This window comes from Streptomyces sp. GMY02, from assembly GCF_019056675.1.
Classification (GTDB): Bacteria; Actinomycetota; Actinomycetes; order Streptomycetales; family Streptomycetaceae; genus Streptomyces; species Streptomyces odonnellii.
The window spans coordinates 6,408,493-6,430,224 of the sequence record NZ_CP077658.1 but is presented as its reverse complement, the minus strand read 5'-3'; the positions used below and the strand labels follow the sequence as shown (position 1 = coordinate 6,430,224).

The window sequence follows — 21,732 nt, the reverse complement described above, 5'->3', positions numbered from 1 at the left end:
TGACGCCCACCCTGTACACCCACATCGCGCGGGGGCGCCACAGCGCCCCCGCGCGGCCGTATCTGACCACACCCCACTCGGAGGCCCCGCGGTGAACGATCTGCCGCAGCAACTTGCCAACGGCCTGCTACTCGGCGCGCTGTACGGACTCATCGCGATCGGTTACACGATGGTCTATGGCATTGTCCAGCTCATCAACTTCGCCCACGGCGAGATATTCATGATCGGCGGCTTCGGCGCGCTGACCGCATACCTGTGGCTACCGGACGGCACCAGCCTGCTCCTCGCGCTCCCCCTCATGATCCTCATGGCGATGGCCTGCTCCGTGCTCGTCGCCATGGGAGCCGAACGCTTCGCCTACCGGCCACTGCGCAACGCCCCCAGGCTCGCCCCCCTCATCACCGCGATCGGCCTCTCCATCGCACTCCAGCAAGCCATCTGGGCGTTCTACCCGGACGCCACCAAGTCCAGGCCCTTCCCCGAATTCGAAGGCGGCAGGCTCGACCTCGGCGCCTTCGCCATCGGCCGCGGCGACCTGTTCCTGCTCATCGCCGCCCCCGTCTGCATGATCGGCCTCGGCTTCTTCGTCTCCAAGACCCGCACCGGGCGCGCCATGCAGGCCACCTCGCAGGACCCGGACACCGCGAAGCTCATGGGCATCAACACCGACCGCATCATCGTCACGGCCTTCGCCATCGGTGCCGCCTTCGCCGCCATCGCCGCCATCGCCCACGGCCTCAAATACGGCGAAGTCAACTTCAAGATGGGCTTCATCGCCGGCCTCAAAGCCTTCACCGCGGCCGTACTCGGCGGCATCGGCAACATCTACGGTGCGATGATCGGCGGCCTCGTCCTCGGCCTCGCCGAAGCCATGGCCACCGCCTACATCGAGAACATCCCGGGCATGTCCCAGCTCGGCGGCGGCGCCTGGAAGGACGTATGGGCCTTCGTCCTCCTCATTCTCGTCCTGCTGCTGAGGCCACAAGGCCTCCTCGGCCAGCGCGTCGCGGATCGGGCGTGATACCCATGACCACCACCACCCAGCAGACCGCCACCGGCACCCCCCGGCAGACCCCCGGGCTGCTCCCCCTGCCCTCGGCCGCCGCCGGCCTCACCACCGCCGCCGGAGCCGTCCTCACCTTCGCGAGCACCTTCCTCGCCTGGACCTGGACCGCCGAATTCCCCGGCGACCTCACCGTCACCGGCTACCCCGGCGGCCTCCAGCTCCTCACCCTCACCGGTGCCCTCCTCACCCTCCTCTTCACCCTCGCCGGACGCGGCCTCCGCGGACTCGGCTGGCTCACCCCCGGCGGCAAGAACAGCCCCGTGCTGCTCCTCGCCCTCGGCACCTTCGCCGTCACCTGGTACACGATCATCGCCATCGCGGTCGAACTCGGCGGACTCGCCAACCTCGAACCCGGCGGCTGGGTCGCACTCGTGACCTCCCTCATCACCCTCGTCGGCGCCCTCGGACTGCCCAGCGACATCCCCACCGACAGCGACGACACGTCCCCCTGGACACGGTTCGTCCAGTCCTTCAAAGCACCCACCCCGGAGAAGGCCGCCCCGCTGCCCTCCTGGGCCGAGATCCTGATCATCGCGATCTCCTTCGGTCTCGGACTGTTCGTCTTCACCTACGGCATCGACACCGAATACGCCGAACTCTTCATCGGGTTCCTGCTCCTCGTCGGCTTCGGCGCCACCGCCATCGCCCGCGCCGGCCTCAACCGCCGCCTCTCCGCACTCACCGCCACCCACAAGAACATCACCGTGACCGCGGCCTTCGTCGCCGCCTTCGCGTTCCCGTTCACCCAGTCCAACGACGCCTACGCCACCATCGGCGCGAACATCCTGATCTTCGCCACCGTGGCACTCGGCCTCAACGTCGTCGTCGGCCTCGCCGGCCTCCTCGACCTCGGATACGTCGCGTTCCTCGGCGTCGGCGCCTACACCGCCGCACTCCTGTCCGGATCGCCGTCCTCCACCATCGGCATCACCCTCCCCTTCTGGGCAGCCGTACTCGCCGGCGCCGCCGCCTCGCTCATCTTCGGCGTCGTCATCGGAGCCCCCACCCTGCGGCTGCACGGCGACTACCTCGCCATCGTCACCCTCGGGTTCGGTGAGATCTTCCGCATCGGCATGCAGAACATGGACGGCACCTCAGGACCCGACATCACCAACGGGCCCAACGGCATCCCCAACATCCCCGACCTGGAACTCTTCGGCTTCAACCTCGGAGAGCCCCACACCGTCCTCGGCGTCGAACTCGGCAGGTTCTCCAACTACTACCTGCTGATGCTCCTCTTCACGATCATCGTCGTGACCGTGTTCCGCCGCTCCGACCAGTCACGCATCGGCCGCGCCTGGGTCGCCATCCGCGAAGACGAGACCGCCGCCCGCGCCATGGGCATCAACGCCTTCCGGCTCAAACTCCTCGCCTTCGCCCTCGGCGCCACCCTCGCCGGCATGGCCGGCACCGTACAGGCACACGTGACCTTCACCGTCACCCCCGCCCAGTACAAATTCGTCGAAGCCGTACCGCCCAACTCGGCGTTCCTGCTCGCCGCGGTCATCCTCGGCGGCATGGGCACCGTCAGCGGACCCCTCATCGGCGCCGCACTCCTCTACCTCATCCCGGCCAAACTCCAGTTCATGTCCGACTACCAGCTCCTGCTCTTCGGCATCGCCCTCATCCTGCTCATGCGATTCCGCCCCGAAGGCCTCATCGCCGACCGCAGGAAGCAGCTCGAATTCCACGAAACCGGCCAACTCGACACCCCCAAGGGCGATATCGGCCTCAGCAAGGCGGGGGCGTGAACACCATGACCGACAACACCGCCACCACCGCACCCGTACTCCACGCCGCCGGAGTCACCATGCGATTCGGCGGACTCACCGCCGTACGCAACGTCGAACTCACCGTCAACAGCGGCGAAATCGTCGGACTCATCGGCCCCAACGGCGCCGGCAAAACCACCTTCTTCAACTGCCTCACCGGCCTCTACATCCCCACCGAAGGCACCGTCTCCTACAAAGGCGCCGTCCTCCCCCACAAATCCCACCTCGTCACCCAGGCCGGCATCGCCCGCACCTTCCAGAACATCAGGCTCTTCGCCAACATGACCGTCCTGGAAAACGTCCTCGTCGGCCGCCACACCCGCACCAAAGAAGGCCTCTGGTCCGCACTCCTCCGCGGCCCCGGATTCAAAAAAGCCGAACGCGAATCCGAAGAACGCGCCATGGAACTCCTCGAATTCACCGGACTCGCCGCCAAACGCGACCACCTCGCACGCAACCTCCCCTACGGAGAACAGCGCAAGCTCGAAATCGCCCGCGCCCTCGCCAGCGAACCCGGACTGCTGCTCCTCGACGAACCCACCGCGGGAATGAACCCCCAGGAGACCAGGACCACCCAGGACCTCGTCTTCGCCATCCGCGACCAAGGCATCGCCGTCCTCGTCATCGAGCACGACATGCGCTTCATCTTCAACCTGTGCGACCGCGTAGCCGTCCTCGTCCAGGGCGAAAAACTCGTCGAAGGCACCTCGGAAGTCGTCCAAGGAGACGAACGCGTCGTCGCCGCCTACCTCGGCACCCCCTACGAAGGCGCCCCCGGCGCCGACGAAGTCGCCGAAGTGGAGGACGCGGAAGCACACAGCACACCCGGAACGAGCGGCTCGTCCGGCACAGAAGGAGAAAACCAGTGACCGCACTCCTCGAAGTCGAGGACCTCAAGGTCGCCTACGGCAAGATCGAAGCCGTCAAAGGCATCTCCTTCAGCGTCGAGGCCGGCCAGATCGTCACCCTGATCGGCACCAACGGCGCCGGAAAGACCACCACCCTGCGCACCCTCTCCGGGCTCCTCAAGCCCGCCGGAGGACGCATCACCTTCGACGGAAAACCGCTCGGCGGAATCGGCGCACACAAAATCGTCGCACTCGGCCTCGCGCACTCCCCCGAAGGACGCCGGATCTTCCCCCCGGCTCACCATCGCGGAAAATCTCCAGCTCGGCGCATTCCTCCGCAAAGACAGCGACGGAATCGCCCAGGACATCCAGCGCTCCTACGAGCTGTTCCCCATCCTGGGCGAACGGCGCAAGCAGGCAGCGGGCACCCTCTCCGGCGGCGAACAGCAAATGCTCGCCATGGGCCGCGCGCTGATGTCCCGGCCCAAACTGCTGATGCTGGACGAGCCCTCCATGGGACTCTCGCCGATCATGATGCAGAAGATCATGGCCACCATCAGCGAACTCAAGTCACAGGGCACCACGATTCTGCTCGTCGAACAGAACGCGCAGGCGGCGCTCTCACTGGCCGACCAGGGCCATGTCATGGAGGTCGGCAAGATCGTCCTGTCCGGCAGCGGCCAGGACCTGCTGCACGACGAATCGGTACGGAAGGCGTACCTGGGCGAGGACTGAGCCGTACGGCGGCACGTACGGCTGTACGGCGATACGAGGAGGCCCGCACCGGCACATCCGGTGCGGGCCTCCTCCGTACGACAGCGCGCGCAAAGGTACGAGCCGCAGGAGTACGGGCCTACTCCCCCTTGGACACGTCGCCCTTCGCCGCCTTCTTCTCCCGCGCATCCTCGATGACCGCCTCCGCCACCTGCTGCATCGACAGCCGCCGATCCATCGACGTCTTCTGAATCCACCGGAACGCCGCCGGCTCCGACAACCCGTACTGCGTCTGCAGAATCGACTTCGCCCGGTCCACCAGCTTCCGCGTCTCCAACCGCTGCGTCAGATCCGCGACCTCGCGCTCCAACGCCCGCAGCTCCGTGAACCGCGACACCGCCATCTCGATCGCCGGCACCACATCACTCTTGCTGAACGGCTTCACCAGATACGCCATGGCCCCGGCATCCCGCGCCCGCTCCACCAGATCCCGCTGCGAAAACGCGGTCAGCATCAGCACCGGCGCGATGGACTCCTTCGCGATGCGCTCGGCCGCGGAGATCCCGTCCAGCACCGGCATCTTCACATCCAGGATCACCAGATCCGGCCGATGCTCCCGAGCCAGCTCCACCGCCCGCTCCCCGTCGCCGGCCTCACCGACGACCGCGTACCCCTCTTCCTCCAGCATCTCTTTCAGATCGAGACGGATCAGCGCCTCGTCCTCAGCGATGACGACACGCGTCGTCAGCGGCGGAACGTGCGACTTGTCGTCGTCATCGACGGGCTGGGGCGACTCGGGGGCGGTCACGGGGGCTCCTCGTTCAGACAGGATGCTGTACCTGAGACTACCTAGCTCCTGTATGTTTGAGACACAGCGGGTCTCCGCTAACCTTGGAAGTCAAGGCTGGCCCTGGTAGTCCAGCGGGAGAGACACGGTGCTCAAACCACCGACAGCGTGGGTTCGAATCCCACCCAGGGCACTCCCCCTTCGATTCCAAGGATCACCAACGCTTGGCGATCTTCACTCGCCCCGGTGAACGTGGCATCGATTCGGTCTATGGCCATACGTCTCCGGCCAGGCTCGTACCCATGTACGACCTCGAAACCCGCAAGCACGCCGTCGCGCTCGTTCTCCGAGGCCACAGCCTCAACGCCGTGAGCAAGCAGACCGGCATATCGCGCGCGGCGATCCGTTCATGGCAATCCCGCGTCGAACCGCTGCCACGAATGGTCGCCCAGGCCCGCCCGTGCCCGCGGTGTCTGCCCGAGCCCGGCACCCCAGCCGACTCCGCTTCGTGCCGGGCTGCCATCGCCGCCGTCCGGCCGGAGGACCGCGTGTACGTCCTCCAGAAACAGGGGTGCGTCATGGTGACCGGCTACGGACGGCACTGGCCGTGTCTGTTCCCTCGGTACGGACCGGGCAAGAAGCACCATCGCCCCATCGTCCTCGAATCCTGGCAGCAGCGGATCGTGCACGCACACCCCTGGGAGCTGCTGCGCGGACTCATCCACTCCGACGGCTGTCGGGTGACCAACTGGACCAGCCGGACCGTCGCCGGCGAGAAGAAGCGGTACGAGTACCCGCGGTACTTCTTCAGCAACCTGTCCGCCGACATCCTGCGGCTGTACACGGACACCCTGGATGCCCGGCGTGGCGTGGCGGCAGGCGAATGCAAAGAACATCTCCGTCGCCAAGCGCGCGTCCGTCGCTCTCATGGACGCGCACATCGGGGGCAAGTACTGCCCCCCACCCACCCCCTACCGCCTCGGGCTGTCGTCCTCGCCGATGTGGTGGACCCGTACCAGGTTCGTCGAGCCCGGGACTCCCGGCGGGGAGCCCGCTGTGATGATCACCGTGTCGCCCTTCGCGCAGCGGCCGAGCCTGAGGAGTTCCTCGTCCACCTGCGCGACCATCGCGTCCGTGGAGTCGACGTGCGGGCCGAGGAGCGCCTCGACGCCCCAGGTGAGGTTGAGCTGGGCGCGGGTGGCGGGGTCGGGGGTGAAGGCCAGGAGGGGGATCGGGGAGCGGTAGCGGGAGAGGCGGCGGACGGTGTCGCCGGACTGGGTGAAGGCGACGAGGAATTTCGCGCCGAGGAAGTCGCCCATTTCGGCTGCCGCGCGGGCGACGGCGCCGCCCTGGGTGCGGGGTTTGCTGCTTTCCGTGATGGGCGGGAGCCCTTTCGCGAGGATGTCTTCCTCGGCGGCTTCGACGATGCGGCCCATGGTCCTGACGGTTTCGACGGGGTGTTTTCCGACGCTGGTCTCGCCGGAAAGCATGACCGCGTCGGTGCCGTCGATGACCGCGTTGGCGACGTCGGAGGCTTCGGCGCGGGTGGGCCGGGAGTTGTCGATCATCGAGTCGAGCATCTGCGTGGCGACGATCACGGGCTTGGCATTGCGCTTGGCGAGTTTGATGGCGCGCTTCTGTACGATCGGAACGTTTTCGAGGGGCATTTCGACGCCGAGGTCGCCTCGGGCGACCATGATTCCGTCGAATGCGGCGACGATCTCGTCGATTTTGTCGACGGCTTGCGGCTTTTCGATTTTGGCGATGACGGGGGTCCGGCGGCCTTCTTCGTCCATGACGCGGTGGACGTCGTCGATGTCGGCTCCGGTGCGTACGAAGGAGAGCGCGACGATGTCCACGCCGGTGCGTACGGCCCAGCGGAGGTCGTCGATGTCCTTGCCGGAGAGGGCGGGGATGGAGACGGCGACGCCGGGGAGGTTGAGGCCTTTGTGGTCGGAGACCATGCCTCCTTCGACGACGAGGGTGTGGACGCGGGGGCCGTCGACGGAGGTGACTTCGAGGGTGACTTTGCCGTCGTCGACGAGGATGCGTTCGCCGGTGGTCACATCGGTGGGGAGTCCTTCGTAGGTGGTGGCGCAGGTGTGGCGGTCGCCTTCGAGGGGTTCGACGGTGATGGTGAATTCGTCGCCGCGTTCAAGGAGTACGGGTCCTTCGCGGAAGCGGCCGAGGCGGATCTTCGGGCCTTGAAGGTCGGCGAGGATTCCGACGCTGCGGCCGGTTTCGTCGGAGGCTTTCCGTACGCGCTGGTAGCGCTCTTCGTGATCGGCGTAGGTGCCGTGGCTGAGGTTGAGGCGCGCGATGTCCATTCCGGCCTCTACCAGCGCTTTGATCTGGTCGTATGAGTCGGTGGCGGGTCCCAGGGTGCAGACAATCTTCGCTCGGCGCATATATCGAGACTAGAGCTTACCCGCCGGTAGGGAATTGGTCGCGCGTGACTGCTCAACAACCTTTGGATGAAGGCTTGTTGACAAGTGTTGAATTGTGCGGGGGGCCGCTCCGATGAGCATTTTCCCGAATCACCGGAGTCAATCGTGGTGCTCAGCGGGTGAGATCGGGCGGTGTCATGGTGAAGCGCGCGTTGACTTGCGCGTAGACGGTCTGGCGTTGTGGTTCGAGGTCGAGCGCGGGGGCGGTGTCGGCTGATTCGGCGGATCCGAAGGAGCGGCTGCGGAGGGCGCCGGCGCCGAGCGGCATGCCGTAGGCGGCCGGGGTCTCGGCGCCTTCGTCGGCGAGTTCGACCAGGGCGGTGAGCCGGGCGCCGAGGGCTTCGGCGTATTCGCGGGCGCGCTGGACCGCTTCGCGTACGGCTTTGCGGCGGGCTTCGCCGTGGGCCGGCGAGTCGGGGCGCAGGGCCCACCAGGGGCCGTTGACCTGGCTGAGGTCGAGGTCGGCGAGGCGGGTGGTCAGCTCTCCGAGGGCGGTGAAGTCGGCGAGTTCGGCGGTGAGATGGACTCGGCCGTGGTAGGCGCGGACGCGTTCGCCCCGGCCGCGCCTGGTGAGTTCGGGGCTGATGGAGAAGGTGCCGGTTTCGAGTTTTTCGACGGCGGTGCCGTAGGACTTGATGAGGGCGAGGGCTTCGCTGTTGCGCCGGGTGAGGTCTTCGAGGGCGGTGCGCCGGTCGGTGCCGCGGGCGCCGATGGTGACGACGATTCTGGCGATTTCGGGTTCGACTTCGATCCGTGCTTCGCCTCGGACGGCGACGCGTGGGGTTTCGGGGGTGCCGTAGGGCGGTGCGGCGGCCCGTGAGACGGGCGCGGTCTCCGGGGTGTCGGTGGGCTCGGTGGTCATGTACGGCTCACTCCCTCGTCCGGCGGCGTACGGTGCGCCGCGGCGCGATGCGCGTACGACCACTGTCGCACTCGGGTACGACAGTCGGCGGTCATCTGATCGAAACCTTGCGGGGGTGTTGCGGTACGGGACATCCGGGCCAGAATCTACGCGCGTTGTTTTCCGGATACACCGGATACGGCCGGACAGAGCCGAGTCGAGGGAGAAGAGAGCGAAATGCCGCTGAACCGTAGGAAGTTCCTGGGCACCACGGCTGCCGCCGGTGCGGGTGCCGCCCTGGCGGGAGGGGCGACAGTGCCGGCCGCGGCCGACAGCCGCGACCGGGATCCGGAGCGGTATTCGTTCACCGTGATGGGGACGACGGACCTGCACGGCAACGTCTTCAACTGGGACTACTTCACCGACAAGGAGTACGACGACTCCGCCCACAACGACATCGGTCTCGCGAAGATCTCCACGCTGGTCAACCAGATCCGTGAGGCGAAGGGCCACCGGAACACGCTGCTGATCGACGCGGGTGACACCATTCAGGGCACCCAGCTCTCGTACTACTACGCGAAGGTCGACCCGATCACCGCGAAGCGCGGTCCGGTGCATCCGATGGCGCAGGCCATGAACGCGATGGAGTACGACGCGGCGGCGCTGGGCAACCACGAGTTCAACTACGGCATTCCGGTGCTGCGGAAGTTCGAGAAGCAGTGCGACTTCCCGCTGCTGGGTGCGAACGCGCTGGACGCGAAGACGCTCCAGCCGGCCTTCCCTCCCTATGTGATCAAGAAGTTGCGTGTGACGCACGCCCAGGATGTGCGGGTGGCGATCCTGGGGCTGACGAACCCGGGTATCGCGATCTGGGACAAGTCGAATGTCCAGGGTCAGATGACGTTCCCGGGGCTTGAGGAGCAGGCGGCGAAGTGGGTGCCGAAGCTGCGGTCCATGGGCGCGGATGTGGTCATCGTGTCGGCGCACTCGGGTACGAGCGGTACGTCCTCGTACGGCGATCAGCTTCCGTATGTGGAGAACGCGGCGACGCTGGTGGCCGAGCAGGTGCCGGGTATCGACGCGATTCTGGTCGGTCACGCGCACTCGGAGATCGCGGAGCGCCGGGTGGTCAACAAGGAGACCGGCAAGGAGGTTGTGCTGTCGGAGCCGTCCCGCTGGGGTATGCGGCTGACGACGTTCGACTTCGAGCTGGTGGAGGAGCGGGGTTCCTGGAGGGTCGAGAGTGTCTCCGCGAAGGTTCTGAACTCCAATGCCGTGGAGGAGGACCCGAAGATCGCCGGCCTGCTCATCGATGAGCACCGCAAGGTCGTTGAGTACGTCAATCAGGTCATCGGTTCGTCGACGGCGACGATCACCACGGTCGACGCGCCGTGGAAGGACGAGCCGATCATCGATCTGATCAACCATGTCCAGGCGGAGACGGTGAAGGCGGCTCTGGCGGGCACCGAGTGGGCGGCGCTGCCGGTGCTGTCGCAGGCGTCGTGCTTCTCGCGTTCGGCGGTGATCCCGGCGGGTCAGGTGACCATCAAGGACGCGGCGGGGCTGTACGTGTACGAGAACACCCTGGAGGCACGCCTGCTGACGGGTGCGCAGATCAGGGATTATCTGGAGTTCTCGGCCAGGTACTACGTGCAGACGCCGGCGGGCGTGCCGGTGGACAAGTCGAAGCTGACCAATGCGCAGGGCACCCCGGACTACAACTATGACGTGGTGTCGGGTCTGACGTATGAGATCGACATCGCGAAGCCCGCGGGCTCGCGGATCGTGAACCTTCAGTTCCAGGGCAAGGCGCTGGACCCGGCGGCGCAGTTCGTCTTCGCGGTGAACAACTACCGGGCGAGCGGTGGCGGCAACTTCCCGCATGTCGCGGCGTCGAAGCAGTTGTGGTCGAATTCGGACGAGGTCCGTAACACGATCATCACCTGGGTGAAGGCGGCGGGCACGATCGACCCGGCGCAGTTCGCTTCGGTGGACTGGAAGCTGACGCGGGACGGCACGCCGGTCTTCTGACCGGTTCTTCTCAGCGGGCTTCGGTGAGCGGGACCAGATCCGTCGGTGTGTATGCCCGGCGGGTCCGGTCCAGCCCCTCCAGTCCGAAGCTGGTGAAGGCGGTGCGCCGGGGCAGCGGGTAGGGCTCGGTGCCGGTGAGGTGGTTGAGGATGGTGGCGCTGCGCCAGGCGGCGAGTCCGAGGTCGGGCGCGCCGACGCCGTGGGTGTGCCGTTCGGCGTTCTGTACGTAGACGGAGCCGGTGACGGCGGGGGCGAGCGCGATGCGGTGGTGTTCGTCGATGCGGGGGCGTCCCGCGTCGTCGTTGTTCAGGTAGGGGTCGAGTCCGGCGAGGAGATGGCCGAGCGGGCGTTCGCGGTAGCCGGTGGCGAGGACGACGGCGTCGGTGATGACCCGGGTCCTGGTGGCCTGCTGGGTGTGTTCCAGGTGGAGTTCGACCTTGGTGGTGGCGACGCGTCCTGCGGTACGGACGCGGATTCCGGGGGTGAGGACGGCGTCGGGCCAGCCGCCGTGCAGGGTGCGCCGGTACAGCTCGTCGTGGATGGCGGCGAGGGTGCCGGCGTCGATGCCTTTGTGGAGCTGCCACTGCCGGGGCAGGAGGTCGTCCCGTACTCGCTCGGGCAGGGCATGGAAGTAGCGGGTGTAGTCGGGGGTGAAGTGCTCCAGGCCGAGTTTGGAGTACTCCATGGGTGCGAGGGCTTCGGTGCGGGACAGCCAGTGGATCTTCTCGCGGCCGGTGGGGCGTGCGCGCAGCAGGTCGAGGAAGATCTCCGCGCCGGACTGTCCGGATCCGATGACGGTGATGTGCTCGGCGGCGAGCAGCCGGTCGCGGTGGGCGAGGTAGTCGGCGGAGTGGATGACGGGGGCCACGGGCGCTTCGACGAGGGGTTTGAGCGGTTCGGGGATGTACGGTTCGGTGCCGATGCCGAGGGCGATGTGGCGGGTGTGGGCGCGGCCGAGGGCTTCGACTTCGCCGTCCCGGTCGAGCTGGGTGAAGTCGACTTCGAACAGGGCGCGTTCGGGGTTCCAGCGGACGGCGTCGACCTGGTGGCCGAAGTGGAGTCCGGGGAGCTGTCCGCTGACCCAGCGGCAGTAGGCGTCGTATTCGGCGCGCTGGATGTGGAAGCGCTCGGCGAAGTAGAAGGGGTAGAGCCGGTCGCGGGTCTTCAGGTAGTTGAGGAAGCTCCAGCGGCTGGCGGGGTCGGCGAGGGTCACCAGGTCGGCGAGGAACGGGACTTGGAGGGTGGCGTCCTCGATGAGCAGCCCGGGGTGCCAGCGGAAGTCGCGGCTCTGGTCGTAGAAGACGGTGTCGAGTCCGCCGTGGACGCCGTCGGCGAGCGCGGCGAGGGAGAGGTTGAACGGCCCGATGCCGATGCCCACGAGGTCGTGGGGGTGGTCGAGGTCGTTGGGCTGCGCGGTCATCGGCGGCTGCTGCCTTCCACGAGTGGGTCCCCGGGTCGCCCGGGGTCCGGTGGCGGTGTCCACCGGGCACAACGACCCGACGCGCCCGTGGGTATCGCCGTCGGGTGAGGACGGCTGAAAACGCCCCGCCCCGGGGTCCGTTCGTACGACCGTGGGATGTACGGGCTGTACGGACGGGTCCCGGGGCGGCGGGCTCAGGTCCCGCTCGGGCGCGGCTCAGGCCTGGCGGACCTTGAGGGCGCGCCGGAGGTCGTCGAGCTGGTCGGTGAGGCGGCGGTGGAGGGCGGGGATCATGGGCGCGGTGGCCAGGTGGTGCAGGCCGAGGCGGAGCGATTCCTCGTCGACGGCGTGGACGGGGAAGGCGTAGCGGCCGGCGGCTTCGGCGATGGCGGGGCCGCGGCGGTCGGCGAGGGCGGTGGCGTCGGGGTAGAAGCGGGCGATGTACTCCTCGACGAGTTCTGCCTGTTCGGGCTGCCAGAAGCCTTTGGCGGTGGCGGTGAACAGGTAGTTGGAGAGGTCGTCGGAGCCGAAGAGCCGGGCCCAGGCGTCGGCTTTGGCGGCCGGGTCGGGCAGGGCGGCGCGGCAGTGGGCGGCGCCTTCCTGGCCGGTGGCGCTGGGGTCGCGGTCGAGTTCGGCGTCGATGGTGGTGTTGTCGATCGCGCCGAGGACGGCGAGGCGGGTGAGGATGCGCCAGCGCAGTTCGGGGTCGAGTTCGGGTCCGCCGGGGACGCTGCCGGAGCCGAGCCAGTCCTGGAGGGTGTCGGGCTGGGCGGCGGCGTCGATGCGGTGGCGTACGGCGGTCAGGCGGAGTCCGGGGTGGTTGCCGTCCTCGGTGCGGCGCATGAGGTCGCGGCAGATCTCGGTGAGGGCGGCGAGGCCGGCGGGGCGGTCGGCGGGGGCCAGGTAGCGGTCGGTGATCTGGCCGGCGGCGAAGGCGAGGACGCCTTGGACGAGGGCGAGGTCGGTTTCGTACGGGAGGTGTGCGCGGGCGGCGTCCAGGTAGGCGGCGGGGGCGAGTTCGCCGTCCCGGACCATGTCGCGGGCGGCGTTCCAGATGACGGCGCGGGTGAGCGGGTCGGGGAGGCCGGAGAGGGAGCGCAGGGCGGTTTTCCAGGACGCGGCGTCGAGGCGGACCTTGGCGTAGCTGAGGTCGCCGTCGTTGAGGAGGACGAGGGCGGGGCGGCGGCCGGGCCGTACGGGCGGTTCCCCGGTGAGCGGCAGGTCGAGTTCGATGGGGCCGCGGGCGACGAGCCGGTCGGGGTCTGTGGTGTCGGCGTCGTACGTTCCGACGGCGATGCGGTGCGGGCGGCTGCCGTCGCGTACGACGTCGAGGGTCCAGCCGGTGTCGCCGCCGCCCATGACGGGGGTGAGGGTGTCGACGCCGGTGGTGCGGAGCCACTGGGCGGCCCAGGCGTGCACGTCGCGGTCGGTGGCCTGGGCGAGGGAGTCGATGAAGTCGGCGAGGGTGGCGTTGGCGAACTTGTGCCGGGCGAAGTGGATGTTGATGCCGGCGAGGAAGTCCTTCTCGCCGAGCCAGGCGACGAGTTGGCGCAGCGCGGAGGCGCCCTTGGCGTAGGAGATGCCGTCGAAGTTGAGGAGCGCGGACGCGGTGTCGGGGACGGCGGCCGGGTCGGGGGCGACGGGGTGGGTGGAGGGGCGCTGGTCGGCCTCGTATCCCCAGGGTTTGCGGCCGATCGCGAAGTCGACCCAGGTGTCGGTGAAGCGGGTGGCTTCGGTGAGGGTCTGGTAGCCCATGTACTCGGCGAAGGACTCGTTGAGCCAGATGTCGTCCCACCAGGTGAGGGTGACGAGGTCGCCGAACCACATGTGGGCCATCTCGTGGGCGACGACCATGGCGCGGGTCTGCCGTTCGGTGTCGGTGACGGCGGAGCGGTAGATGAATTCGTCGCGGAAGGTGACGAGGCCGGGGTTCTCCATGGCGCCGGCGTTGAACTCGGGGACGAACGCCTGGTCGTAGGAGTCGAAGGGGTACGGCTCCTTGAACTTCTCGTGGTAGCGGTCGTAGCAGGCGCGGGTGATGTCGAGGATCTCGGTGGCGTCGGCGTCGAGGTGGGGGGCGAGGGAGCGCCGGCAGTGCAGGCCGAAGGGCAGTCCCGCGTGTTCGGTGCATACGGAGTGCCAGGGGCCGGCGGCGACCGCGACGAGGTAGGTGGAGATGAGCGGGGTGGGGGCGATGGTCCAGGTCCGCGCGCCGGAGCGTTCCTGCTCGCTCGTTCCGCCCGTGGGCTCCGCGATGCCGTTGCCCAGCACCGTCCAGGCCTCGGGTGCGGTGACCGTCAGCTCGAACACGGCTTTCAGGTCGGGCTGGTCGAAGGCGGCGAAGACGCGCTGGACGTCCTCCATGAAGAGCTGGGTGTAGAGGTAGGTCTCGCCGTCGGTGGGGTCGGTGAAGCGGTGCATGCCCTCACCGGTGCGGGAGTACCGCATGTCCGCCTCGATGCGCAGTTCGTGCTCTCCCGCGTCGAGTCCGGTGAGCGCGATCCGGTTGCCGTCGAGCGCCGCCGGGTCGAGTGTCCGTCCGTCGAGGGTGACGGAGCGCAGCGCGGCGGGCTTGACTTCGACGAAGGTGTCTCCGGCGGCCCGTGCGGTGAAGCGGATGACGGTACGGGAGTCGAAGGTGTCCTCGCCGGTGGTCAGATCGAGCGCGATCGTGTACCGGTGGACGTCGAGGAACTGGGCTCGGAGCTGCGCTTCGTCGCGCGTCAGTACGGACATGGGGGCCATGCTGCCCGATGGGGTACGGGCCGCGCAGCAGGGTTCTGTCCGCTCTGAGCGCACGCGGCGGGGCGCTCCGGGGCGGCGGTGCTCCCGGGGTCACGGGGCGTCGCGCGGGTGCTACGCGCCGTTCGTGCGGGCGCCCGAGCCGTGCCCTTCGCGGGTCTCGTCGGCGATCGTCTCGTGGTGGCGGATGACCTCGGCGATGATGAACGTGAGGAGTTTCTCCGCGAAGCCGGGATCGAGCCGGGCGCTTTCGGCGAGTTGGCGGAGCCGGGCGATCTGGCGGGCCTCCCGGGTCGGGTCGGCGGGCGGGAGCCGGTGTTCGGCCTTGAGGTGGCCGACCTGCTGGGTGCATTTGAAGCGTTCGGCGAGCATGTGGACGACGGCGGCGTCGATGTTGTCGATGCTCTCGCGCAAACGGTTCAGCTCGGCCCGTACGGACTCCTCGACGACCGACTCTTCGGTGGATTCGGGGGATTCGGTGGACTCGTTGCCGGGGTCGCCTGTGGTCATGGTCCGGCAGCTTAGACGTGACGGGCCGGGCCGGCCGGTCCGTGATCAGGATGCGGGACCGGCGGTGTCCGGTTCCTGTCCGGGCCCGGGCTCCCGACGGGTGTTTCGGGCCCTCCGGCGGTGCCTCGCCGGAGGGGCGGGCGCCGGGCCCGTACGCCCGGCACCCGCCCCTCCTTGGCTCTTCGGTCAGTGCCGCTGTCCTACCGGTTCACGCCGGAGAACGTCGGCCGGAGAGCGTCAGAGAGTCGACGCGGCCGAGGCGATGGCGGAGGCGAAGGTCGAGACCTCGGTGTAGACACCGGGGTAGTTGGGCCGGGCGCAGCCGTTGCCCCAGCTCACGATGCCGACCTGGATCCAGGCGTTGGCGCTGTCCCGGCGGAACATCGGGCCGCCCGAGTCACCCTGGCAGGTGTCCACGCCGCCCTGCGCGTAGCCGGCGCAGATCTCCTCCGCGGCTATGATGTCGCCGCCGTACGAGGCGTTGCAGCTCGCGTCGGAGACGAACGGGACGGTCGCCTTGAGGAGGTAGCGCTGCTGGCCGCCGCCCTCGGTGGCCGCGCCCCAGCCGGCGACGGTGAAGGTGCCGGTGTTGTACTGCGTGGTGGTGGCGATCTTCAGGGTCGGCAGGTTGATGGGCTGCGCGAGCTTGATCAGCGCCCAGTCCTTGCCGTAACCGTTGTAGCCGGGGGCCTGGTAGACCTTGGTGGACCGGACCTTGATGGCGCTGGTGCTGTTGAGGTCGACGACACCGGCGGTGGCGGTGATGCTGGTGTTGTTGCCGGATCCGCTCACACAGTGCGCGGCGGTGAGGACGACGGTGGGCGAGTAGAGCGCGCCACCACAGCCCATCGAGAGCCGGACCATGAAGGGGAATTCGCCCTGCGCGGCACGGGTGCCGCCGACGACGGGCGGGGCGACGGGCGCGACGGCCTTGGTCTTGGCGACCGGCGCGGGCGCGGCGGACGCGGCGGACGGGCTGAGGCTGAAGGCGGCGAGGATGACGGTGCCGGCGGCGGCGGTTCTCTTGAGAACGCTCAGAAGACTCATGGCCTGCCTTTCGTGGGGGGCTGGATGTGGGGGTGGTGCTCGGTGGCCGTACGTGGGGTCAGCCGACCCGCCGGGTCCCGGTCGACGCGCGTTGCGTCGCTCTGACATGGGCCCGACAAGAAAGCGTGATCCGGATTATGGGAGGCCGTTCAGCCACCCCACAAGAACCGGTTTTCGGCCACACCGAGGCGGCATGTGCCAGTCGGCGTCCGCTCATCGGACAGGGGATGGTCCGCACCGCCCCGTAGAGTGGATTCCGGTCGGCGAGGTTGACGAGGGTGACGGCGTCGGCATTGAGGAAACCCGCGAGGTGGACCGTCCTCGCAGGGGGAGGGGGGTACGGACGTGACGAACGGCGGCGAGGTCGTGCACGGCTATCCGCATCTCGATACGGCGCGGGCCGCGATCACCGCGCTCTACCGGCGGCTCACGCCGGAGAGCATCCGCGCCTTCGCCCCCAGCGTCGCCCCCGCCGATGTCGCCTTCTCCGATCTGGACGATCTCCACCTCGGCACCCAGCGGGTCGCGCACGCCCTGGTCCAGCAGCTCCGGCTGCCCGACGCGCGCATGATCGTGAGCTTCCGCGAGATGGACCAGGCGGCGAGTGTCGAGCTGGCGGCGGGCCCCGAGTACTTCATCGAGCTGAACAACCGCTTCCGCACGCACCGCCGTGACATCGGCGCCGCCCTCGCCCACGAGATCACCCATGTCCTGCTGCACCGGCTGGGTCTGAGCTTCCCCGGCACCCACGACAACGAGATCCTCACCGACACGGCCACGACCTATCTGGGCGCGGGCTGGCTGCTGCTCGACGCCTACCGCGAGAACCGCGATTCCAGCCAGAAGCTCGGCTATCTGACCCCGGAGGAGTTCGGCTACGTTCTCGCCAAGAGGGCGATGGTCTTCGACGAGGACCCCCGGGTCTGGTTCACCAGCCCGCAGGGCTACACCTCGTATACGAAGGGCCGGGCGCAGGCGCTGCGCGACGAGCAGCAGCCGCCGCTGACCACCGCCGGCTGGTCGGGACGGCACCGGTACGCCAAGGACCGCCGGTACGCGCTGGAGCACCCGGGCGACGCGCTCCCCGACCCGCCGGGCGACCTCTCGCCGTACAGCTTCGAACGGGAGCCGGACGGGCTGCGCGTCTCGTTCCCCTGTCCCACGTGCCTCCAGCGCATCCGGGTCCCGGTCCGCGGCCGGGTGCGGGCGCGCTGCGGGCTGTGCCGGACGGTGCTGGACTGCGACACCTGACCGACCGTGGAACGCGCGGCCGGGGAACGTAGAGTCGAAGCATGACGAAAGAGCCGACAGCGGGCATCGCGGACCTGTTCGAGGCGGTGGGGGGCGGTGCGGACGACACCGTCGTACGGCTCCTGAGGGCGGGCGTGCCCGCCGAGGCCACCGACGAGGACGGCGAGACGGCCCTCTACCGCGCGGCGGTCAGCGACCGTCCCGGCGCGGTACGGCTGCTGCTCGCGGCGGGCGCCGACCCGAACCGGGCGAGCGGCCCGGAGGGCGGGGACCTGCCGCTGTGCGGGGCGGCCTGCGGCGGGCACACCGAGGTCGTACGGTCTCTGCTCGCGGCCGGCGCGCTGCCGGACAGCCGGGAGGAGTTCGATCTGACGGCGGTCGTGTGGGCGGTGCGCCAGGGGTTCGCGGACACGGTGGAGGCACTGCTGGAGTACGGCGCCGACCCCGATCTGCCGGGCCCCGCCGGGGAACCGCCCCTGCTGCTGGCCGCCCGCCACGGCTCCCCCGCCGACCGTACGGGTGCTGCTGCGGTACGGCGCGGGCGCGCACGAGGCGGCGCTCGCCGAGGCCCGGCGCTGGATGGGGCTCGATGTGGAGCGGGAGCTGCGGGACGGTCTGTGGCGCGCCTACGGCGAGGGGTACGAGACGGTGGTGCGGCGGATCAAGGAGGACGGCTCGGAGACCGTCGTCGTCGAACTGCTCCGGGACGGGGTGCCGTTGGCGGGCCAGGAGCAGCGGACCGGGCACGCGGCCGTGGCCACGCTGCTCGAAGCGGAGCTGGGGCTCGCGACCCCGTTCGAGGAGCTGGCGGAGCGGGCGCTGAGCTGCGGCGATCCCGAGCGGGACGACTGGGTCGAGTCGGTGTCGGCGCTGTGGCTGCGCGGCGACGAGGAGACGTTCGAGGCGGCTGCGGCCTGGTGCCGGAGCGACGAGCCGCTGCGGCAGGCGTTCGGCGCGGAGGTGCTGGCGCGGCTGGGGGCGGTGGACGGGGCGAGTCCGTTCGCGGACCGCGCGGTGCCGCTGCTGCGGGAGCTGTCCCGGCGGGCGGTGGAGCCGGAGCTGGTGCGCGCGGTCGTGGTCGGTCTCGGCCAGCACGCCGATCCGGCGGCGCTGCCGGAGATCCTGCGGCACACCGGCCATCCGGACACGGGCGTGCGGCGGCGGGCCGCGCTGGCCCTGACCGGGCTCGTACCGGGCGATCACCGCGACGCGGTGTGGGCGCTGATCCTGCTGAGCAGGGACGCGGACGCGTCGGTCAGGGACCGGGCGGTGCCGGCCCTGGCGGATGTGGACGCGGACACCCGCGAGATCCGTGAGGCGCTGGCGGCGCGGCTGAACGATCCGGACGCCGACACGGCCGCCGCGGCGGCGAGGGGTCTGGCGGTACGTCAGGATCCGCGTGCGGTCGACGCGCTGGCCCGGATCCTGGCGGACGAGCCGCCGGACGGGTACGCCCGCGCGACGGCGGCGGACGCGGTCCGTTACGTGCGGGAGGGCCCGGAGCGGCGGCGCCTGGAGCGGACACTGCCGCGCCACCGCTGAAGTCCGGGCCCTGTCGCATGCCGTACGAGCGGCGTGCCGGTCAGTCGAGTCTCAGTACTCCGGGCGCCTCTTCCTCGATGAGCCGTACCAGCTCGTCGAAGACGGTGGGGCCGCGCCCGGCCAGAACGTCGTCCAACTCCGCCTGGATGGCGGGCCTGTTGTCCGGGTGCGCGCGCTCCAGCCGCCGCTGGAGCGTACGCACGGTCTCCTCCTGGCCGAGCGCGCTGCGCGAGAGGTCGTGCCGGCGCCACTCGATGACGAAGTCGCCGTCGTCGGGCGTGCCGTACCCCCCGTGCAGACAGTCCGCGAGCGCGTCGAGATTGCGCCCGAAGTAGCCGCCGGGTCCGTTCACCGCCGCCCCGATCACCTGCCAGAAGCGATCGAGGTCGGTGACCTCCGCCCCGTCGATCACATACGTCACCGTCATGGGACGGAGGTTACCTTCCGGTCAGCGGTCTCAGCAGCCGTAGTTGACGAGCGAGAACGACGCGTAGTGGTTGGAGGTGTAGTAGTCCTCGTTGTTCCGCTGACCGGTCACGATGCGGCGCGCGCCGCGGTCGGAGGAGCCGGGCGTGACAACGGTGTACTCGTGGTAGTAGCCGTTCGACTGGCTCGGCAGGATGCCTTCGCGGTTCTGGAAGACACCGCCGTCCTGCCGGTACGGGAAGGGCCCGCCGGCGTCGATGAGACGGAGGGTGGTGTGGGCCTGGGAGGGCAGCCGGGAGTAGCAGATGCTGCCGACGGCCGAGGGGGCGGCGGAGGCGGCGGTGGCGGTGACTCCGCCGACGAGGACCGAGGCCGCGAGAGCGGCGGCGCCACCGAGGGTGGCGATACGTGGGGGAATTCGCATGGCTTCATGATGACGCGCGTAGACGCGTACACGTCAATGCCAACCACGCTGAATTTCCGGGAAGTTAACCGCTCGAACCGGGCCGGTAGCGCCCCGTACACCGGCCGTCCGACCCGCCCGCCGCACCGCGTGCGCCGGGTTTCGGCCAGGAGCGGGGCCGGGCGGAAGCCGGGCCGGGGGGCGGGCGGAAGCCGGGCCGGGGGGCGGGCGGAAGCCGGGCCGGGGGCGTGACGGGACCGGGCCGGGGGGCGGGCGGAACACCGGGGTCCGGCGGCGCGTTCGGACGCCGCCGGACCCCGGCGTGGAGAGGCTCGCGCTCAGGCGGCCGTGCGCCGGCCCCCGTCGGCGCCCCGGTCCGGACGGCCGCGCCGGCCCCGGCCGCCACGGCTCGTACCCGTACCACCGGCTCCGCCGAGTCGCGCCGCGCCACCGCCGCCGCTGCCCGCGCCGGAGCGCGCCGGACGCGAGGTCCGTGTCCGCTGCTTCGCCTGGACGACGGGCTGCGGCACATCGATGGTGACGGGCACCCCGGAGGGTTCCCGCGCGCCCGTCAGCCGTACCAGTTCCTCGTCCTTGGAGGTGATCCGCGCCGACCGGGGCACGATCCCCGCGTCCGACATCAGCCGGGTCATCTCGCGCCGCTGCTCGGGCAGCACCAGCGTCACCACGCTGCCGGACTCCCCCGCCCTGGCGGTGCGCCCGCCCCGGTGGAGATAGTCCTTGTGGTCGACGGGCGGGTCGACGTTCACGACCAGGTCGAGATCGTCGACATGGATACCGCGCGCCGCGACATTGGTCGCGACAAGACAGGTCACCAGGCCGGTCTTGAACTGTTCGAGCGTCCGGTTGCGCTGCGGCTGGGAACGCCCGCCGTGCAGCCCCGAGGCCCGTACCCCGCTCGCCAGCAGCCGCTTGACCAGCCGGTCCACGGACCGCTTGGTGTCGAGGAAGAGCAGCACCCGCCCGTCGCGCGCGGCGATCCGGGTGGTGATCTCCTTCTTGTCCGTCTCGTCGAGGACGTACAGCACATGGTGTTCCATCGTGGTGACCGCGCCCTGGGACGGGTCGACGGAGTGGACCACCGGGTCGGTCAGATACTGCCGTACGAGCCGGTCGATATTGCGGTCCAGGGTCGCCGAGAACAGCATCCGCTGCCCGCCCGGCTCGACCTGCTTGAGCAGTGCCGTGACCTGCGGCATGAAGCCCATGTCGGCCATCTGGTCGGCCTCGTCGAGCACGGTGACCGCGACCCGGTCGAGCCGGCAGTCGCCGCGCTCGATGAGGTCCTTGAGCCGGCCCGGCGTCGCCACCAGCACCTCGGCGCCGCGCCGCAGCGCGCCCGCCTGCTTGGTGATGGAGAGCCCGCCGACGACGGTGGTCAGCTTGAGGTTGACGGCGGTGGCGTACGGGGTGAGCGCGTCGGTCACCTGCTGTGCCAGCTCGCGCGTGGGCACCAGCACCAGTGCGAGCGGCGCGCGCGGCTCGGCGCGCCGGCCCGCCGTACGGGCGAGGAGCGCCAGGCCGAAGGCGAGGGTCTTGCCGGAGCCGGTGCGGCCCCGGCCGAGGATGTCGCGTCCCGCGAGGGAGTTGGGCAGGGTCGCGCCCTGGATGGGGAACGGCTGCGTCACTCCCTGCGCGGTGAGGGTCTTGAGCAGGCCCGCGGGCATGTCCAGCTCGTCGAACGCCTCGACGGCGGGCAGCGCGGGGGTGATGGTTTCCGGCAGCGTGAATTCCTGCGGACGGACGGCGGCGCGCCGGGCGGGTGCCTTGGCCGGGCCTTTCGCGGGTCCCTTGGCGCGGGAGTTCACCGGGCGCTTGCCGGCGGGGCGGGCGGCACGGTCGTACCGCTCGGATCGAGTCATGC

The 21,732-nt window shown here is 69.5% G+C and carries 16 protein-coding genes, 1 tRNA gene and 3 pseudogenes; 10 read left to right on the top strand and 10 right to left on the bottom strand.

Annotated features, from left to right (window positions below; all coding sequences use genetic code 11):
- Positions 1-91 precede the first annotated feature (91 nt).
- From KQY30_RS27430 to KQY30_RS37500, 4 genes and pseudogenes are all read left to right on the top strand, one after another.
- Positions 92-1,021 (top strand): branched-chain amino acid ABC transporter permease, encoded by a 930-nt coding sequence (locus KQY30_RS27430; protein WP_217309142.1) that lies wholly within the window; start codon positions 92-94, stop codon positions 1,019-1,021.
- A 5-nt stretch (positions 1,022-1,026) separates the two neighbouring features.
- Positions 1,027-2,817, top strand: coding sequence for a branched-chain amino acid ABC transporter permease (locus tag KQY30_RS27425; protein ID WP_254407345.1), 1,791 nt, complete (start codon positions 1,027-1,029; stop codon positions 2,815-2,817).
- 5 nt (positions 2,818-2,822) lie between these two features.
- Entirely contained in the window at positions 2,823-3,707 is an 885-nt protein-coding gene (locus KQY30_RS27420; RefSeq protein WP_217311354.1) for an ABC transporter ATP-binding protein, read from the top strand.
- Positions 3,704-4,421, top strand: a pseudogene (locus KQY30_RS37500) (ABC transporter ATP-binding protein). The gene KQY30_RS27420 and the pseudogene KQY30_RS37500 overlap by 4 nt, the downstream one beginning before the upstream one ends.
- A 118-nt stretch (positions 4,422-4,539) precedes the next feature.
- On the opposite strand, the gene KQY30_RS27410 reads toward KQY30_RS37500, so the two are convergent.
- A complete protein-coding gene (locus tag KQY30_RS27410) occupies positions 4,540-5,208 on the bottom strand; it encodes an ANTAR domain-containing response regulator (RefSeq protein ID WP_217309140.1) in 669 nt (222 codons plus the stop codon).
- A gap of 99 nt (positions 5,209-5,307) precedes the next feature.
- Between KQY30_RS27410 and KQY30_RS27405 the strand changes: the two genes are divergently transcribed.
- Positions 5,308-5,380, top strand: a tRNA-Leu gene (locus KQY30_RS27405).
- Positions 5,381-5,489: 109 nt separating this feature from the next.
- Positions 5,490-6,141 (top strand): annotated as a pseudogene (locus KQY30_RS36730) (transcriptional regulator); the annotation flags it as partial.
- Positions 6,142-6,158: 17 nt separating this feature from the next.
- On the opposite strand, the gene pyk reads toward KQY30_RS36730, so the two are convergent.
- Together pyk and KQY30_RS27395 are read right to left on the bottom strand one after the other, a co-directional pair.
- Positions 6,159-7,595 (bottom strand): pyruvate kinase, encoded by a 1,437-nt coding sequence (gene pyk / locus KQY30_RS27400; RefSeq protein ID WP_217309139.1) that lies wholly within the window; start codon positions 7,593-7,595, stop codon positions 6,159-6,161.
- A gap of 151 nt (positions 7,596-7,746) precedes the next feature.
- Complete coding sequence (locus KQY30_RS27395) at positions 7,747-8,496, bottom strand: SIMPL domain-containing protein (protein ID WP_217309138.1); 750 nt, start codon at positions 8,494-8,496, stop codon at positions 7,747-7,749.
- Between the two features lie 216 nt (positions 8,497-8,712).
- Between KQY30_RS27395 and KQY30_RS27390 the strand changes: the two genes are divergently transcribed.
- Positions 8,713-10,506 (top strand): bifunctional UDP-sugar hydrolase/5'-nucleotidase, encoded by a 1,794-nt coding sequence (locus tag KQY30_RS27390; protein WP_217309137.1) that lies wholly within the window; start codon positions 8,713-8,715, stop codon positions 10,504-10,506.
- Positions 10,507-10,516: 10 nt separating this feature from the next.
- On the opposite strand, the gene KQY30_RS27385 is transcribed toward KQY30_RS27390, so the two are convergent.
- The 4 genes from KQY30_RS27385 to KQY30_RS27370 form a co-directional block, all read right to left on the bottom strand.
- Complete coding sequence (locus tag KQY30_RS27385; RefSeq protein WP_217309136.1) at positions 10,517-11,926, bottom strand: lysine N(6)-hydroxylase/L-ornithine N(5)-oxygenase family protein; 1,410 nt, start codon at positions 11,924-11,926, stop codon at positions 10,517-10,519.
- A 216-nt stretch (positions 11,927-12,142) separates the two neighbouring features.
- Positions 12,143-14,662, bottom strand: coding sequence for an aminopeptidase N (gene pepN, locus KQY30_RS27380; protein WP_217309135.1), 2,520 nt, complete (start codon positions 14,660-14,662; stop codon positions 12,143-12,145).
- Positions 14,663-14,782: 120 nt separating this feature from the next.
- The gene (locus KQY30_RS27375; RefSeq protein ID WP_217309134.1) at positions 14,783-15,178 is read right to left on the bottom strand and encodes a chorismate mutase; all 396 of its coding nucleotides are present in this window, start codon (positions 15,176-15,178) and stop codon (positions 14,783-14,785) included.
- A gap of 237 nt (positions 15,179-15,415) precedes the next feature.
- Positions 15,416-16,225 carry a trypsin-like serine protease gene (locus KQY30_RS27370; protein ID WP_217309133.1) on the bottom strand — a complete coding sequence of 270 codons (810 nt, stop codon included), beginning with the start codon at positions 16,223-16,225 and terminating at the stop codon, positions 15,416-15,418.
- Positions 16,226-16,570: 345 nt separating this feature from the next.
- Between KQY30_RS27370 and KQY30_RS27365 the strand changes: the two genes are divergently transcribed.
- The 3 genes and pseudogenes from KQY30_RS27365 to KQY30_RS27360 all read left to right on the top strand — a co-directional run bounded on the left by KQY30_RS27365 (position 16,571) and on the right by KQY30_RS27360 (position 19,018).
- The gene (locus tag KQY30_RS27365; RefSeq protein WP_217309132.1) at positions 16,571-17,476 is read left to right on the top strand and encodes a hypothetical protein; all 906 of its coding nucleotides are present in this window, start codon (positions 16,571-16,573) and stop codon (positions 17,474-17,476) included.
- 41 nt (positions 17,477-17,517) lie between these two features.
- Positions 17,518-17,919, top strand: a pseudogene (locus KQY30_RS37495) (ankyrin repeat domain-containing protein); the annotation flags it as partial.
- Between the two features lie 76 nt (positions 17,920-17,995).
- Positions 17,996-19,018 (top strand): HEAT repeat domain-containing protein, encoded by a 1,023-nt coding sequence (locus KQY30_RS27360; RefSeq protein WP_367997442.1) that lies wholly within the window; start codon positions 17,996-17,998, stop codon positions 19,016-19,018.
- Between the two features lie 40 nt (positions 19,019-19,058).
- On the opposite strand, the gene KQY30_RS27355 is transcribed toward KQY30_RS27360, so the two are convergent.
- The 3 genes from KQY30_RS27355 to KQY30_RS27345 all read right to left on the bottom strand — a co-directional run bounded on the left by KQY30_RS27355 (position 19,059) and on the right by KQY30_RS27345 (position 21,730).
- The gene (locus KQY30_RS27355) at positions 19,059-19,445 is read right to left on the bottom strand and encodes a barstar family protein (RefSeq protein ID WP_046500970.1); all 387 of its coding nucleotides are present in this window, start codon (positions 19,443-19,445) and stop codon (positions 19,059-19,061) included.
- A 30-nt stretch (positions 19,446-19,475) separates the two neighbouring features.
- Positions 19,476-19,868: a ribonuclease domain-containing protein gene (locus tag KQY30_RS27350; protein ID WP_217309131.1), complete on the bottom strand. Its 393-nt coding sequence runs from the start codon at positions 19,866-19,868 to the stop codon at positions 19,476-19,478.
- A gap of 317 nt (positions 19,869-20,185) precedes the next feature.
- A complete protein-coding gene (locus KQY30_RS27345; protein ID WP_217309130.1) occupies positions 20,186-21,730 on the bottom strand; it encodes a DEAD/DEAH box helicase in 1,545 nt (514 codons plus the stop codon).
- Positions 21,731-21,732 lie beyond the last annotated feature (2 nt).